Origin of the sequence: Arthrobacter sp. JZ12, assembly GCF_035189165.1 — a bacterium.
Classification (GTDB): Bacteria; Actinomycetota; Actinomycetes; order Actinomycetales; family Micrococcaceae; genus Arthrobacter_D.
The window spans coordinates 1,442,160-1,456,574 of record NZ_CP045246.1 but is presented as its reverse complement, the minus strand read 5'-3'; the positions used below and the strand labels follow the sequence as shown (position 1 = coordinate 1,456,574).

Below are 14,415 nucleotides of genomic sequence, written 5' to 3'. Positions count from 1 at the left end.
ACTAGCGCGTTTGTACCGCCCCTCCTCCACTAGGCTTGAGGGACAATCAGCATGGTGAAGGAAGCAGGAGCGGCGCTGTGGCGCATTTCGTAATCATGGGCTGCGGCCGGGTGGGCGTGAGTCTGGCGCACACCCTGGACGATTCCGGCCACAGTGTGGCGATCATCGACCAGGACGACCGCGCCTTCCGCCGGCTGAGGGGATCGTTCGGCGGCCGCAAGGTGACGGGTGTGGGCTTCGACCGGGACACCCTGAAAAGCGCGGACATCGAGAACGCCTATGCTTTCGCTGCCGTCTCCAGCGGCGACAATTCAAACATCCTCGCAACCCGGGTTGCCCGGGAGATTTTCCATGTACCGCATGTGGTTGCCCGGATCTACGACCCTGGACGCGCCGAGATCTACCAGAGGCTGGGCATACCGACGGTTGCTGCGGTGCGTTGGAGCGCCGACCAGGTTCTTCGGCGGATCCTTCCGGAGCAGACCATCAGCGGCGACTTCCGTGAGCCCTCGGGACGGCTGATCCTCGGTGAGCTCGCATTGCACGAGGGCTGGCTGGGCAGGTCCATGAGGGAGATTGAGGCAGCAGCCGGAGTCCGGGTTGCGTTCATCACCCGCTTTGGAGAGGGAATGCTGCCCGCACCGGGCACCAGTTACCAGGAGGGCGATATTGTGCACGCCATGATGGAAACCGCGGCGACTGATGAAGTGGCCCGGGTGCTCTCGAAGAAGCCGCAGGAGGAATCGGCGTGAAGGTAGTCATCGCCGGCGCGGGAAGCGTCGGGTCTTCGATCGCACGGGAACTGCTGTCCAACAATCACGACATCCTGCTGATCGACGAGAAGCCGGAGGTTGTCGGGCGCAGCGGACTGAAGGGTGCACGCTGGCTGATCGGCGACGCGTGTGAGCTCACAACCCTCAAGGACGCGAAACTGGAGGAAGCCGACGTCGTGGTCTCGGCCACCGGCGACGACAAGGTCAACCTTGTCGTCTCCCTGCTCGCCAAGAGCGAGTTCGGAGTCGGGCGCACGGTCGGCCGCGTGAACAACCCGAAGAATGACTGGATGTTCGACGACTCCTGGGGTGTCGATGTCGCCGTCAATACACCGAGGCTCATGACCGCCCTGGTCGAGGAAGCCGTGGAGATCGGCGACCTGGTGCGTCTGCTCACCCTGCAGACAGGAGTGTCTGCGATCGTTGAGTTCACGGTCCCCCACGAATCCGCCCTGATCGGACGGACGCTGGGTTCCATCGACCTTCCCCAGGATTGCACCGCTGTAGCCATCCTGCGGGACGATGCCCCCATCACCCCGAGCCCGGATGATGTGGTGGAGGCCGGGGACGAACTGTTCTTCGTGGCGGCCATCGCAGCCGAGGACGCGCTCCGCGCAGCGCTCTCGCCGGAGAGCTAGCTCAGGCGGGAGGATCCTGCTGCTTCTGCGCATCCGGTCGGGAGACCAGCCAGGCAAACCATAGGCCGAGCGCATAGAGCGGTACACCCATCGCGACGCGGGTTGCTCCGAGGGCGGCAATGTTGTCAGCCAAATAGAGCGGGACCTGGACAATCAGCCTCAGGGCCAGCACCGCAATGATGAGCCAAGTGGCCAGCGAATACGCACGGACGCGGGAAGCGTGCTTCCGCCAGTCCACCCCTTCGCCTCGGATGAATCCGAACAGCAGCCCGGCCAGCGGCCAGCGCACCGCGATGGAGATAACCATGCCGAGGATGTAGGCCGCGTTGGTGATGAAGCCGGGCAGGAAGAAATCTTCCGCGTTCCCTGTGCGGTTCGCGACGAAGGCACAGATCGCAACACCGACCAGCCCTGAGATCGCCTGTGTGAGCGGAGTCCTGGAGACCAGGCGCACCACCGTGAAGATCGCCGAGACGGCAAGCGCAGCCACCAGGGAAACCTGGAGGTCCCGCGTCACCGTGAACACTACGGTGAAAAGCAGGCCCGGCAGAATGCTCTCGGCGAGCCCGCGAACGCCGCCGATCGACTGCAGAACGTCTATGCGGCCGCTTTCGTCCTGGCGCACACCGGCTTTTGCCGCGTACTGGCCGGCAAGTGCGCCCATCCCCTGGCCCCCGTCGGAACGAGCCGGCTCGTCGGGTGCGGTCGGGCGTTCGTTGTCGGCATGATCCTCAATGGGCTGGCTCACAATGACTCCTCACGACGGCCGATGATCTCGTACCGCGGGTTATGGACGGTAGGTATGCCGTCAACCGTGCTGACTGTTCCCTCGAACGCCAGGGTTATGCCCGGATCCACCCCGGAGATTTTCCGCTGTCCGGTCCACACCAACCGGACATGCGTCCCGATCTGTCCCGAACTGCCACTCGCCGACGCATCTTCGTTTAGGGCGACCATTGCTGCGAAGCGTGCCGCCTCGCTGCGCGGGAAGATGGTGATCCGCTCCACAAAACCCCGTCCGGCTATGCGGCCGCGGCGAGGAAGGGGTCTTGCCGAAGGTTCCGGGGCTGCGTCAGCCAATATGCGTTATCTCTGGACCTCGCCGGAGCGGATCATCACCGAGCCTCTTGGGTTCCTCCGGCTGCTGCTTCTTGCCTGCAGCGTCCTTGGGCAGTCGGAGCTGTAGCAGCTCCCGCGGCGGCAGCGGATGGTCACCGCGCACCACAACAACGTTGCGGAAGAGGCGCTCTACCGGTTCAGCAGCCTGGGGATCCATGGCAGCCGGCCCACCGAAGACGCCGCGCAGGAACCATCTCGGCCCGTCCACGCCCACGAAACGGGCAACCCGGAAACCCGGCCGGCCGTCCGGCGTCTGGGCGGGCAACTTCGCAATGAGTTCGGTTCCGAACTCGCCGGCTCGTTCCTCCACGGTTCCACCCTGCGATCCGACCGAGGCGGCGATCTGGCCCCTGATCTCGTCCCAGAGGCCCTCTGACCGGGGAGCTGCGAACGCTTGAAGCTGGAGGTTCGAGCCGTTGATATCCAACGTCACCGCAATGACCCGCTTGGTCCGCTCCTCCACTTCGAGGCGCAGCTGCAGGTTCTCGGTGGCGGCAATGCGCAGTGCACCGAGGTCGACGTAGCCTTCGGGCGTTTCCTTCTCGGACACGTCGAACGGACCGGTGGCGGCGCGGCCGCTTACGGCCGGAGTTTCCTCGACGGCTTCAACCTGCCCGTCCTGGTCCTGCCCGTCCTGGTCCTGCCCGGTGACGGGAGCCTCAGCGGCGCTGCTCGTTTCCTGGTTCTTCTTTCGGCGCCCGAAGATCATGATCGGGTTCCTCCTTAATGTTCGTCGGCAGCGTACCGCTGCCAGTGGGATGCGTCAGTTCGCTTAGATGCCCGGAACCGGCGCAAATCCTCCAGTTGATCCGAACCCTCCGGATCCCCGCACTGAGTCCGGAAGTTCCTCCACCTGCACGAAGGTGGCATGTTCCACCTTCTGAATGACCAGCTGCGCGATCCGGTCGCCACGGCGGAAAGACAGCGCTTCTGAGGAGTCGGTGTTGAGAAGGGTGACGGCAATTTCACCGCGGTAGCCGGAGTCGACCGTACCCGGAGCGTTCACCACGGTGACCCCGTGCTTGGCCGCCAGACCCGATCGCGGGTGGACGAATGCCGCGTACCCGGCAGGGAGCGCCAGTGACACCCCGGTGGGGATCAGGGCGCGCTGGCCGGGCAGGAGTTCGAAGTCGATGCGTGTACGAAGGTCCGCGCCCGCATCGCCGGGGTGGGCGTAGGCAGGGGGCTCAAGTCCGTCGTCGAGCATCTTTATCTGCACGGACAAGGCTTCCGCGGTATCCAGCACGTTTTCTCCTGCACAGTTCCTGGTCGTAGCGGGCACAGCAGATGCACGTCCGTACGTACAGCGCTGAAACTGCGGAACACCGCAGCCCGTTTGCTCCATTCACTCTATCGCTTTCACGGGCCGCGGAGCTTCCGTGCGCCAGGATGAAAAGCACCCTGAAAGGTGCTTAGCTAGCTGTCATGCCTACAGGATCTGCCACTGACCCGGTTCTCTACGAAGAGAAGCTGTGGCCCGCACCGTGGATCTGGATTGTCGTGGCCGGGGCGGCGGTTGCTTCCGTCTTCACCTTCATTCCGATCAGCATCGGCGCGGGCATCGCCGCCGCCGTCGTCGTTGCAGCCATTCTGACCACCCTGCTGGTGCTGTCGACTCCGAGCATCCGCGTAACGGCCACTGAACTGCAGGTTGGCCGCGCGCAGATTGAGCGAAAGTATCTGGGACCCGTAGAGGCATACTCCGGTGCGGAGGCGACGGAGCAGCGCGGTCCGAAGCTGCACGGCAAGGCCTACCTATGCATCCGGGGCTGGATTTCGCCGGTCGTGAGGATCAGGATCGATGATCCCGAAGACCCGGTTCCTTACTGGTTAACCTCAACGAGGCGGCCCGAACAGCTGAAAGCCGTCCTGACCGCCCCGGTAGAGGGAGCGTAGTGCGGACACGTCCGCAGCCGGGTTCCTAGCCTTCGCAATCCTTGCAGTAGGCCAGCCCGTCCTTCTCCTTCGCGATCTGGGACCGGTGGCGCACCAGGAAGCAGGAGGCGCAGGTGAACTCGTCTGCCTGTGCGGGAAGAACCCGGACCAGCAGCTCCTCGCCCGAGAGGTCGGCGCCCGGAAGTTCGAACCCTTCCGCAGCATCGGCCTCGTCTTCATCGACAACCGCGGACTGCTTGTCCGTGCGCCGAGACTTCAGCTCCTCAATAGAGTCTTCGCTGAGCTCGTCGTCGGTCTTCCGCGGCGCATCGTAGTCTGTCGCCATAGTTAGTTGTTCACGCTCCGGTGGATATCTAGGGATGAAAGTCTTGCCGGTTGAACAGGTGCCCGAAGATTACCGGCTCCTGTTTCGTGTACACAACGCCGAGATGACCCGATTTGTGCCCGTACCGCAGAGATTGTTGCCGATCATGCCGGGAAAAGCGAATCGGAACCCGCGCACCCGAACCGGCCCGCTCCGGCCTTCATACACAACTTCCGCGCCACACCAAGGATGAAGTAGGAACCTGCCCTTCTGGATGGCAGAGTTTCACCGAAAGCAAAGTATGTCGGCTGGAGGGTTTTTCATGCAGGAGCTACGGCTGGTGGGCGTGGATGAGAACGGAGGTCATCTGCTGTTGGGCGGTGAGGGTGGAGCCTCGTTCCGCCTGCCAATCAACGAGGCGCTGCGGATGGCGAGCACTCGGCCGTCCCCGCGTCCAGTACGTCAGGAAACCCCGGGGGGAAAACCCACAGGCAGTGACGGGCAGCAAAAGCGTTCGTCGTTAAGTCCCCGCGACATTCAGGCCCGGATCCGCGGCGGAGCCACTGCCCAGGAAATCGTCGACGAAACGGGCGTCGAACTGCAGCATGTCCTGCGCTACGAGGGTCCGGTACGGGCCGAGCGGGACTACATGGCGCAGTTGGCCCAGCGGGTTGAGGTTTCCTCTCCCCTACCCTCCCACGACGGCTACCGCTCGGCCTTCGGTGACAATCCGGCGCAACTCGACGACATGGTCCGCTACCGTCTCCAGGCGTTCGGCGTTGATCCCGACACCGCGGAGTGGGATGCCTGGCGCAAGCCTGATGGACTCTGGACCGTCGTCGTACGCTTTGAGCTCCCCAGCGGCGCTGCCGCCTCGGTGGGTGAGGAACCGCCCGCCCAGTGGACGTTCAACCCTTCCCGGCGAACCATCCTGAACGCCAACCGCTGGGCGCAGGTGCTCAGCGAACTCGAACCTCTCGATGGCCCTCTGCCCTCCCGCCGGCTCAGCGCCGTTGCCGACCGCGTCTTCGATTTCGAAGCGGACGCGGTCGGAGAAGAGGCCCCAGACGCAGACCCGGACGAACTGCTGGATGTCCTTCGCTCGCGCCGGGGACAGCGGCTGGGTGCCGATGAGGATGCCGACGATGCGCTCGCCCTCATGCTAGCTAAGGGCCACATTCCGGCTGCCCATCCCCGCCCCGGCCACGGTGAGACCGATCCAGCGGAGCACGCCGAGGAGCGGCGGCCGTTCCCGGGACTGAGCCTCGCACCGTCGATCCTCGAAGACCATCACCACCACGATGACCAGTACGACGACGGCACCCCCCGCCTGTTCGAAGGTGTCAGCACGGACACGCGTGAGATCAGCGTGATCGCCCGGCCCGCCACGCTGAGCGAGCCGAGCGAAGCCGTGGAAAAGGAAGCCGCTAAGCAGGAAGCCCAAAACCAGGAAGCCCTGGAACGTGAGGACCGGGAGGACCGGGAGGACGAGCCAAATGCAAGCCGGACGGCCTCCGACCCTGTTCAGCCTGCGGGCGATGCAGCCCGGCGCGCGGAGTCTCCCGCGGACAGGAAGATCCGCCCGCGGCGCTCGAGCGTGCCGAGCTGGGACGAGATCGTCTTCGGGACCAAGGGCGACTAAGCAGCCGTCCGGCGTCGTCGTTGCCTGACGGCCCAGGCAGGTTTACAGCAATGCGGCGGCGGGATCAAAGGGAAGCGGATTATCGCTTCCAGCATGCCGTCGCGCGGTCAATGCGGTAACCCTGCGCATGTGATGACGGCGGCACAGGGTCTCGTAGCCGATCACCGGACCCGCGGGTGCATCCAATGCCTCCAGGCCGCCGCCCGTCAGGCGCTCCTGCCCGGGATCGGTGTCCGGAACGGGCTGTTCGACGTCGCCCACCACCATTTGCTCGCCTTCCACGACCATGACGCCGTCAACGGTCCGGGCATTATGGGTAGCGCGCCGCCCGCACCAGCACAGCGCTTCGACCTGCAGCACCTGCGTTCGGTCGGCGAGTTCGATCAGCCGTCGGGAACCGGGAAACAGTTGCGTGCGGAAGTCCGAAGTGATCCCGAACGCGAAGACGTCGATGTCCATGTCGTCGACAATGCGCGCCAGCTGTTCGATCTGCTCGGGCGTATAGAACTGGGCCTCATCGCAGATGAGATAGTCCACCCGGGTTCCATGCGTCCTCCGCCGGACGATCTCCTCCCAGAAATCTGTCTCAGGGCGCACTTCGACTGCACGCGTCATCAGCCCCAGCCGGCTCGAAATGACCGACTCCCCCGCACGGTCATGCGAACTGAACAGGAGCCCGCCCCTGCCGCGGGCGCTGTGGTTGTGGTCCATCTGCAGGGCGAGGGTTGATTTCCCGCAGTCCATGGTGCCTGAGAAGAAGACCAGTTCCGCCATTCCTCAGCGCCCCACGATGCGGGAGGGACCGGGGCCGGGCTTGCGAAGCGTCAGCAGCGGCACCTCTCGCTCGGCCCGGGTGATGGAGCCGTGCTGGCCGACCACCTCCAGCGCAGAGGCAGGAACCCTCCGTGTGTCGTAAAACGCCACCGGTTCCCTTGCGGCGATCAGGACATCGCCGATACGGCGGGCGACGTCGGGCGCCACCTCTCCGAAGAGCCCGGCGGTGACTGCCTCCGCACGGGTGAGGACCCATGCCCGCCCGCCGTGGGCGTCGCGCCATGCGCTGACCAGGCGGGAGGCGGCGGCCTCGGACAGGTCGTCCTCGAGATAGAGGTGGACCATACGCGGTTCACCTCCGGTCAGGGCCACGCCGTCCAACAAAGCAGTATCGCCGGCGAAGTCGATGTGCTGGGCGGGGGTTACGTCGACCATGCCGTGGTCGGCGGTCAGCAGCAGCAGGGTGTCCGCGGGAACCTTCGCTGCCAGAGAACGCATGGTCCGGTCCAGGTCTTCCAGGCGGTCACCCCATTCGGCGGAACTGCAGCCGGAGCGGTGCCCGGTCTTGTCCAGTTCGTTCAGATACAGGTACACCAGCGACCGGTCAGGGCCGGACAGCGCCTCGCATACCGCCTGCACCCGGGCCTCGGGCGTACTGCCGGCGACGTACTTTCCTCCACGGAGCGCCGCGCGGGTCAGTCCGGAACCATCGAAGCGGGCAAGGCCCACACTGGTTACCGGAAGTTCGGCCGAGACACGTTCGAACAGGGTGGGATGGGGCTGCCAGCGTTGCGGCTCCACCCCGGGGTCCCAGCCGCCCAGCATGTTGACGATCCGGCCCTGGCCCGGGTCCAGCACGTCATAGCCGACCAGGCCGTGCTGACCGGGCGGCAGGCCGGTACCGAGCGAGGCGAGAGCTGCCGCCGTCGTACTGGGAAACACCGATCCAAGCTTTCGCGACGAATCCAGGAACTGGCGCAGGAAGGGTGCGTGGCCGGAGCGCTGGCGCAACAGCGATGCGCCGAGCCCGTCCACAAGTACCACGCACACCTTGCGTGCGGCAGGAAGCTCAAGGGCGTTCGTGAAGCCGGGAAGCCCGAGAGCGGCGGCTGAACTGGTGAACACCTCGGCAATGGTGGAGCGTCCGTAGGCGGGTGCGGCAGGGAGCGGTTCCCGGTGAAGCGATGGCGCGGTCACGTGCTGGGTTACCGCCCGTGGTGCGCGCGGCTGAAGCGGGTGGCCAGGCCCGGCTGTCGGCGGTTCCCGGCGGGCGGATTGACGACGACGCCGGCAACTGCCGGGTTGGCGGTGCTCACCGTGCGAAGGGCGCGGGCGAAGGCTTTGGCGTTCTGGACAGCCTGAAGGCCGTCAGCTTCCGCGCTGACGCGCAGCACGATGTCTTCCTGAGCGATGGTTCCGGTGTAACCGTGGTCTGCCTCGCACTGCGGATCTCCGCAGCTCGCCGGCCCCATATCCAGCCGCTGCCCGCCTGACCAGGCGATACCGAGGGTCAGCTCCCGAGCCGGGTCGGAAGGCTTGTAGTTCTGCGGCTGGGAGTAAAGGTAGCTGAGCACCACCGAGCGGATCTGGCTCACCGGCACCGATTCAGTCGAGACCTGCGCCGTAACCTGCTCCCCGGCGTCGTCATGCTGCTGGTCATCGACGTGGGTGACCACCAGCATGTCGTCGGTCAGTACCAGTACGGTGATGTGCCGGCGCACCTCCGTGCGCTCGAAGTGGGTTTCCAGGTGAACCACGTGGGACAGGGGTTCGCGTCCGTCGAGTGCGTCGTGGACAACATCGGCGACGAGGCGCGGGTAGAAGCCGGCTCGTTCGAGGGAGGCATCCAGGTCGCGGCGTTCCGCCGACAGCGATGGAGTCATGGTTCCAGTGTGACTTATGGCGGCGTCGCTCACCTAACCAGCAATGCTTTATCCGGGCCCTTCAGTCCCTTAGTGCGCGGCGGGCACTGTCGGTGCGCTGCTGCGGGTTGCCCACGCTGACTTCTGCGTTCAGCACAGCGAGCCCGTCGGGAGAGACCAGCACGGGGTTGAACTGCAGCAGCGCGATTTCAGGGTGCCGGTCCTTCAGCAGGGCTACACGCAGGAGCAGGTCCTCCAGCGCCGCAACGTTTACGGGCGGCAGGCCCTGATATCCGAAGAGGCGTCGGCTGGCGCGCGGAGTCCTCACCAGCTCCGCGGCGTCCACGGTGGTCAGAGGCGGGATTCCATGGGCCCAGTCATCCAGCAGGTTCACGGCGTCGCCGGCCATCCCGAACGACACCACCGGACCCAGGAGTGGGTCCTCGATGGCCCGTAGGACGCAGGCCTGTCCGGCCGGCGCCATGGTCTGCACCTCAAGGCCCGGGGCGCCGAAGATCCGCAGTTCGTTGCGCATCGCCTCGACGCCGGCGCGGAGCGAGGCCGCGTCGGGGACATTGAGCCGTACTCCACCGAAATCGAGTCGGTGCCGCAGGTTCTCGTCAACGGTCTTCAGCGCAACGGGCCATCCGACGGCGTCGGCAGCCAGCACCGCCTCTTCCGTTGTCTCGAACGGGATCGAGCGCAGTACGTTGATCCCGTAACTTCCCAGGAGCCGCCCGGTCTGCTCGCCGTCGAGGCGGCGCAGCCCGACGTCACGGATCCCGGACAGGACGCTCGTAAGGAGGGTCGCGGCGTCGTCCTCGTTGACGCCTGCCGGCTCTGCGAACACACCGTGTTCGGCTTGCCGCCACCTGCTGTAGCGTACGACGGCGGCCAGGGCCGACACTGCCCCGCCGGGACTGGAGAAACACGGCACGCCGGTTCCTGCTTCGTCGCCAGACACCAGGCCCTCCAGCTGTTCGGCTGAATCCAGCACCCCGGTGAAGCAGGCGACCACCGGCTTGCCTGCAGCGCTTCCGCACTCGGCGAGCACCGGGAGAATCTGCTCGGAAGTCAGTCCCACGGCCGGGATGAGCGTCAGGATCAGCGAATGAACCGTGGCATCCTCAAGCGCTTCGGTGAGCGCCGCTTTCAGCTCAGGCAGGGCGACGGACTGCCCGGCGTCCAGGTCCAGATGTGCGTTCAGCCGGACGACGTCGAGGTCCTGGGCCTGGGCGGCATCGGCGACGACCTTGCCCAGCGCAAGCGAGTTGCTGAAGACGGCAACCCCCGATCCGCCGGGGATCGGTTGGCCCACCACGATCTGCGCTACGTCCATGAGCTGCTCGGTGGTCTCGACGCGGATTACGCCGGACTGGCGGAGCATTGCGTCCAGCGCGCCTCCCGGCGCCTGGGTTGTCCGCACCGCGTGACCGGGCGGAAGCTGGAGTCCCATCACGTCGGACTTGGCAACGATCACCGGCTTCATCCGTGAGAGCCTGCGCGCAATGCGCGAGAACTTCCGGGGATTACCCACTGACTCCAGGTAAAGGGCCACTGCCCGGGTGCGCGGGTCGTCCTCCCAGTACTGCATGGCGTCATTGCCGGAAACATCGGCACGGTTACCTGCCGACAGCCCGGAGGACAGCCCCAGCGCACGGCGCGCGGCCGCGGCGTGCAGCATGACTCCGATGGCCGCCGACTGACTGAACAGGCCCAGACCTCCCGGCCGCGGAAGCGCCGGAGCCATCGAAGCGTTCAGGCGAACGGCGGGATCGGTGTTGATGATGCCCAGGGAGGCGGGACCAACCACCCGCATGCCGTAGGAGCGGGCGCTGTGCACCAGCTCCCGCTGGCGGGCCAGCCCCTCGCCGTCGTTCTCGGCGAAGCCGGCGGTTGCCACCAGCAGGCTCTTCACTCCTGCACGTCCGCACTCCTCCACCACCGCAAGCACGCTTTCATACGGCACAGCGATGACAGCGAGGTCAACCGGGCCGGGCACCTCGCCGATCGAGCCGTAGGCAACCATGCCGTTCAGTTCGAACGCCTCGGGATTGACTCCGGCCACCGGCCCGGTGAAGCCGCCCTCGACGATGTGCTCAAGCAGCGAGTACCCGACACTTCCCCAGCTGCGGCTGGCACCGATGACGGCAACAGACGACGGCGTCAGAAGGGTCTGCATGCTGCGCGCCTCGGCGCGGTGTTCCCTGGATTCCATGACTGCGCGGGACCGGTCGGTGGGGTCGATGTCGAAGCTCAGTTCAACCACTCCGTCGTCGAAGCGGCGGTCCACCTCGTAGCCCGCCTCGGCGAAGACCGTGATCATCTTCCGGTTCTCGGGCAGCACCTCGGCGGTGAAGCGCTGGATCCCGTTTTCCCGCGCGGCCGCCGCGAGATGCTCCAGCAGGATGGAGCCCAGGCCCCGGCCCTGGTATGCGTCGGCGATGTTGAAGGCCACCTCGGCCTCTTCCGGGTCGTCGAGGCGGTCATAGCGGCCGATACCGATGATCCTGCCGCCTCGGGTCACCACGAAGGCCACCCGGCTGACATAGTCCACCTCGGTGAAGCGCTTGAGTTCGCGCTCGCTCAGGGAGGACTTGTAGGTGAAGAACCGGAGGTAGATGGAGTCCTGCGACTGGCTCATGTGAAAGGCCTGAACAGCGTCCGCGTCGGCCGGTGAGATGGGCCTCAGGTGCCCGGTCGACCCGTCCCGCAACACGACGTCGGCCTCCCAATATTCAGGGTAAAGTTCTTCAGCCGCCATAGACTCACACTAACGGGCGGGTCCGGCTCACGTCAGCCTGCCCCGCCCTGTCCGCCCCAACGACTGAGTCACACTCCGCACGCCGTGCGACGCGGTCGCCCTTTCAAGACCACCCGCTGAAGGACCACAGGAACCATGGCCAGGCGCCAAGCCACACCCCCGGACGAGAACTACACCGAGAACATCATCGATATTGATGTGACCTCCGAGATGGAAGATTCCTTCCTGGAGTACGCCTACTCGGTGATCTACTCGCGTGCGCTGCCTGATGCCCGCGACGGGCTTAAGCCCGTCCAGCGGCGAATCCTGTACATGATGACCGACATGGGCCTGAGGCCCGACCGGGGGCACGTCAAGTCCGCCCGCGTGGTGGGCGAGGTCATGGGCAAGCTCCATCCGCACGGTGATGCCGCGATCTACGACGCCATGGTCCGCATGGCGCAGAACTTCTCGCTCCGCCTGCCGCTCATCGACGGCCACGGCAACTTCGGCTCCCTCGACGACGGTCCCGCCGCCGCCCGCTACACGGAGGCGCGGCTCGCGGCCGCGGCCCTCACCATGACGGACCACCTCGGTGAGGACGTCGTCGACTTCGTCCCGAACTACGACAACCAGCTGACCCAGCCCGAGGTGCTGCCGGCGGCGTTCCCGAATCTCCTGGTCAACGGGGCCACCGGCATTGCCGTCGGCATGGCAACCAACATGGCGCCGCACAACCTGGGCGAGGTGATCGCCGCCGCGCGTCACCTCATCGACAACCCGGAAGCCACGCTCGACGACGTGATGCGCTTCGTTCCCGGGCCTGATCTTCCCAGCGGTGGAAAGATCGTGGGACTGGACGGGATCCGCGATGCCTATGCAACCGGACGCGGGTCCTTCAAGACACGGGCGACGGTTGAGGTCGAGCAGCTCTCGGCGCGGCGCACCGGGCTGGTGGTGACCGAGTTGCCGTACATGGTCGGGCCGGAGAAGGTCATCGAGAAGATCAAGGACGCCGTGACAGCGAAGAAGCTGCAGGGTATCTCCGACATCGTCGACCTCACTGACCGCACGCACGGCCTGCGCCTGGTCATCGAGCTGAAGAACGGTTTCAATCCGAACGCCGTGCTTGCGCAGCTCTACCGGTTCACGCCGATGGAGGACTCGTTCGGCATCAACAATGTCACCCTGGTGGACGGCCAGCCGCGCACGCTCGGCCTGATCGAGCTGCTGCAGGTGTACATCAGCCACCGCATCTCCGTGGTGCGGCGGCGCACCTCCTACCGGTTGGGCAAGAAGAAGGACCGTCTCCATCTGGTCGAAGGCCTGCTGATCGCGATCGTCGACATCGACGAAGTGATCCAGATCATCCGTTCCTCGGACGAGGCGGCCGCTGCCCGCGAACGGCTGATGGCTATCTACGACCTCACCGAGATCCAGGCGAACTACATTCTGGAGCTGCGGCTGCGCCAGCTCACCAAGTACTCCCGGATTGAGCTGGAGAAGGAGCAGGAAGAACTCCAGCGGGAGATCGCGGAGCTGGAGGAAATCCTCGGGTCGGAGCAGAAGCTGCGGCAACTGGTTTCGGATGAACTCGGCGACGTAGCCGAACAGTTCGCCACGCCGCGGCGCACAGTGCTGCTCGAGTCCGAAGCGACAGGGCCCCTGAACGGCACGGCGCTGCCCGCTGCGACGGGGAACGGCGCCAAGGCGCCGCTTGCTCTGGAGATACCCGACGACCCGTGCTGGGTCATTCTGTCCACCTCCGGCCAGCTGGCCCGCACAACCGGCCGGGAGCCGATGACCGACGGCGGCCAGCGCGTCAAGCACGACGCATTCGCCTCGGTGGTCGCCACCACCGCCCGCGCGGAAATCGGTGCTCTCACCTCGGCCGGCAGGATGCTCAGGCTGCAGGTCGTGGACATGCCGGCCCTGCCGCCCACGAGCGGGATCCCCAACCTCTCCGGCGGCGTCGCGGTCAAGGAGTTCATCACGCTTGAGCGCGGGGAGGTCCTGGTGGGCCTGGTGCCGCTGGACAAGTCATTCGCGCTGGGCACCGCGCAGGGCGTCGTGAAGCGGGTGGTTCCCGAGTACCCGCTGAACCGGGACGACTGGGAAGCGATCACCCTCAAGGCCGGCGACAGCGTGGTGGGACTGGCTCAGGCGGAGGACGACGACGACCTCGTGTTCATCACGCGCGGCGCCCAGCTGCTGCACTTCCCCGCCTCGACGGTCCGCCCGCAGGGCCGCCTGGCAGGCGGCGTGGCCGGTATCAAACTCGGAGAGAACGACGTCGTTATCTCCTTCGGCGCGGTGCGCGCCGAAGACGCCGCCGCCGTCGTCGTTACCATCGCGGCGGGAAGCGAGTCGCTGCCGGGGACGGTACCCGGCTCGGTCAAGGTGACGGAGTTCGCCGAGTACCCGGCCAAGGGACGCGCCACCGGGGGTGTGCGCGCGCACCGGTTCCTGAAGGGCGAGGATCACCTGGTGCTCGCGTGGGCAGGCCATGGTCCGGCGCGAGCAGTATCCAGCACCGGCGTGGCACGTGCGCTGCCCACGGAACACGGCAGGCGGGACGGTTCGGGAGTTGCGCTGTCGCAGCCCGTTGATGCGGTCGGACCGAACCCGGCCTAACGCAACTCTCCCGGCGTACGCGGCTTACCC

14 protein-coding genes are annotated in these 14,415 nt (G+C 66.0%); 5 read left to right on the top strand and 9 right to left on the bottom strand.

Annotation, left to right across the window (positions count from 1 at the left end):
• Positions 1 to 77 precede the first annotated feature (77 nt).
• The gene (locus GC088_RS06730) at positions 78 to 752 is read left to right on the top strand and encodes a potassium channel family protein (protein WP_323961577.1); all 675 of its coding nucleotides are present in this window, start codon (positions 78 to 80) and stop codon (positions 750 to 752) included.
• Complete coding sequence (locus tag GC088_RS06725) at positions 749 to 1,411, top strand: potassium channel family protein (RefSeq protein ID WP_323961576.1); 663 nt, start codon at positions 749 to 751, stop codon at positions 1,409 to 1,411. Before GC088_RS06730 ends, GC088_RS06725 begins: the two co-directional genes overlap by 4 nt.
• 1 nt (position 1,412) lies before the next feature.
• On the opposite strand, the gene GC088_RS06720 is transcribed toward GC088_RS06725, so the two are convergent.
• The 4 genes from GC088_RS06720 to dut all read right to left on the bottom strand — a co-directional run bounded on the left by GC088_RS06720 (position 1,413) and on the right by dut (position 3,737).
• On the bottom strand, positions 1,413 to 2,075 hold the full coding sequence (locus GC088_RS06720; protein ID WP_323961976.1) for a DUF3159 domain-containing protein: 663 nt from the start codon (positions 2,073 to 2,075) through the stop codon (positions 1,413 to 1,415).
• 80 nt (positions 2,076 to 2,155) lie between these two features.
• Positions 2,156 to 2,491 (bottom strand): hypothetical protein, encoded by a 336-nt coding sequence (locus GC088_RS06715; RefSeq protein WP_323961574.1) that lies wholly within the window; start codon positions 2,489 to 2,491, stop codon positions 2,156 to 2,158.
• Complete coding sequence (locus GC088_RS06710; protein ID WP_323961573.1) at positions 2,484 to 3,239, bottom strand: DUF3710 domain-containing protein; 756 nt, start codon at positions 3,237 to 3,239, stop codon at positions 2,484 to 2,486. The genes GC088_RS06715 and GC088_RS06710 overlap by 8 nt, the downstream gene beginning before the upstream one ends.
• 63 nt (positions 3,240 to 3,302) lie before the next feature.
• On the bottom strand, positions 3,303 to 3,737 hold the full coding sequence (dut, locus tag GC088_RS06705; protein WP_416377521.1) for a dUTP diphosphatase: 435 nt from the start codon (positions 3,735 to 3,737) through the stop codon (positions 3,303 to 3,305).
• 218 nt (positions 3,738 to 3,955) lie between these two features.
• On the opposite strand from dut, the gene GC088_RS06700 reads away from it, so the two are divergent.
• A complete protein-coding gene (locus GC088_RS06700; RefSeq protein WP_323961570.1) occupies positions 3,956 to 4,426 on the top strand; it encodes a DUF3093 domain-containing protein in 471 nt (156 codons plus the stop codon).
• 25 nt (positions 4,427 to 4,451) lie between these two features.
• Here GC088_RS06700 and GC088_RS06695 read toward each other — a convergent pair whose 3' ends face one another.
• A complete protein-coding gene (locus GC088_RS06695) occupies positions 4,452 to 4,751 on the bottom strand; it encodes a DUF4193 domain-containing protein (RefSeq protein WP_167992509.1) in 300 nt (99 codons plus the stop codon).
• Between the two features lie 301 nt (positions 4,752 to 5,052).
• Here GC088_RS06695 and sepH point away from each other — a divergent pair, with 301 nt between their 5' ends.
• Positions 5,053 to 6,372, top strand: coding sequence for a septation protein SepH (sepH, locus tag GC088_RS06690; RefSeq protein ID WP_323961569.1), 1,320 nt, complete (start codon positions 5,053 to 5,055; stop codon positions 6,370 to 6,372).
• A 42-nt stretch (positions 6,373 to 6,414) separates the two neighbouring features.
• On the opposite strand, the gene GC088_RS06685 is transcribed toward sepH, so the two are convergent.
• The 4 genes from GC088_RS06685 to GC088_RS06670 all read right to left on the bottom strand — a co-directional run bounded on the left by GC088_RS06685 (position 6,415) and on the right by GC088_RS06670 (position 11,772).
• Positions 6,415 to 7,146 carry a thymidine kinase gene (locus GC088_RS06685; RefSeq protein ID WP_323961567.1) on the bottom strand — a complete coding sequence of 244 codons (732 nt, stop codon included), beginning with the start codon at positions 7,144 to 7,146 and terminating at the stop codon, positions 6,415 to 6,417.
• A 3-nt stretch (positions 7,147 to 7,149) separates the two neighbouring features.
• Complete coding sequence (locus GC088_RS06680) at positions 7,150 to 8,343, bottom strand: alkaline phosphatase family protein (protein WP_323961565.1); 1,194 nt, start codon at positions 8,341 to 8,343, stop codon at positions 7,150 to 7,152.
• 8 nt (positions 8,344 to 8,351) lie between these two features.
• Entirely contained in the window at positions 8,352 to 9,029 is a 678-nt protein-coding gene (locus GC088_RS06675; RefSeq protein ID WP_323961562.1) for a DUF5998 family protein, read from the bottom strand.
• A 61-nt stretch (positions 9,030 to 9,090) separates the two neighbouring features.
• Positions 9,091 to 11,772, bottom strand: coding sequence for a bifunctional acetate--CoA ligase family protein/GNAT family N-acetyltransferase (locus GC088_RS06670; protein WP_323961556.1), 2,682 nt, complete (start codon positions 11,770 to 11,772; stop codon positions 9,091 to 9,093).
• A 135-nt stretch (positions 11,773 to 11,907) separates the two neighbouring features.
• Between GC088_RS06670 and GC088_RS06665 the strand changes: the two genes are divergently transcribed.
• On the top strand, positions 11,908 to 14,385 hold the full coding sequence (locus tag GC088_RS06665; protein ID WP_323961554.1) for a DNA gyrase/topoisomerase IV subunit A: 2,478 nt from the start codon (positions 11,908 to 11,910) through the stop codon (positions 14,383 to 14,385).
• The last annotated feature ends 30 nt before the right edge of the window (positions 14,386 to 14,415 follow it).

Excerpts from the sequence above, each read along its gene's own strand:
- GC088_RS06720 (WP_323961976.1), bottom strand. The coding sequence starts at position 2,075 with ATGGGCGCACTTGCCGGCCAGTACGCGGCAAAAGCCGGTGTGCGCCAG.
- GC088_RS06710 (WP_323961573.1), bottom strand. The coding sequence starts at position 3,239 with ATGATCTTCGGGCGCCGAAAGAAGAACCAGGAAACGAGCAGCGCCGCT.
- dut (WP_416377521.1), bottom strand. The coding sequence starts at position 3,737 with ATGCTCGACGACGGACTTGAGCCCCCTGCCTACGCCCACCCCGGCGAT.
- GC088_RS06700 (WP_323961570.1), top strand. The coding sequence starts at position 3,956 with ATGCCTACAGGATCTGCCACTGACCCGGTTCTCTACGAAGAGAAGCTG.
- GC088_RS06695 (WP_167992509.1), bottom strand. The coding sequence starts at position 4,751 with ATGGCGACAGACTACGATGCGCCGCGGAAGACCGACGACGAGCTCAGC.
- sepH (WP_323961569.1), top strand. The coding sequence starts at position 5,053 with ATGCAGGAGCTACGGCTGGTGGGCGTGGATGAGAACGGAGGTCATCTG.
- GC088_RS06685 (WP_323961567.1), bottom strand. The coding sequence starts at position 7,146 with ATGGCGGAACTGGTCTTCTTCTCAGGCACCATGGACTGCGGGAAATCA.
- GC088_RS06675 (WP_323961562.1), bottom strand. The coding sequence starts at position 9,029 with ATGACTCCATCGCTGTCGGCGGAACGCCGCGACCTGGATGCCTCCCTC.
- GC088_RS06670 (WP_323961556.1), bottom strand. The coding sequence starts at position 11,772 with ATGGCGGCTGAAGAACTTTACCCTGAATATTGGGAGGCCGACGTCGTG.
- GC088_RS06665 (WP_323961554.1), top strand. The coding sequence starts at position 11,908 with ATGGCCAGGCGCCAAGCCACACCCCCGGACGAGAACTACACCGAGAAC.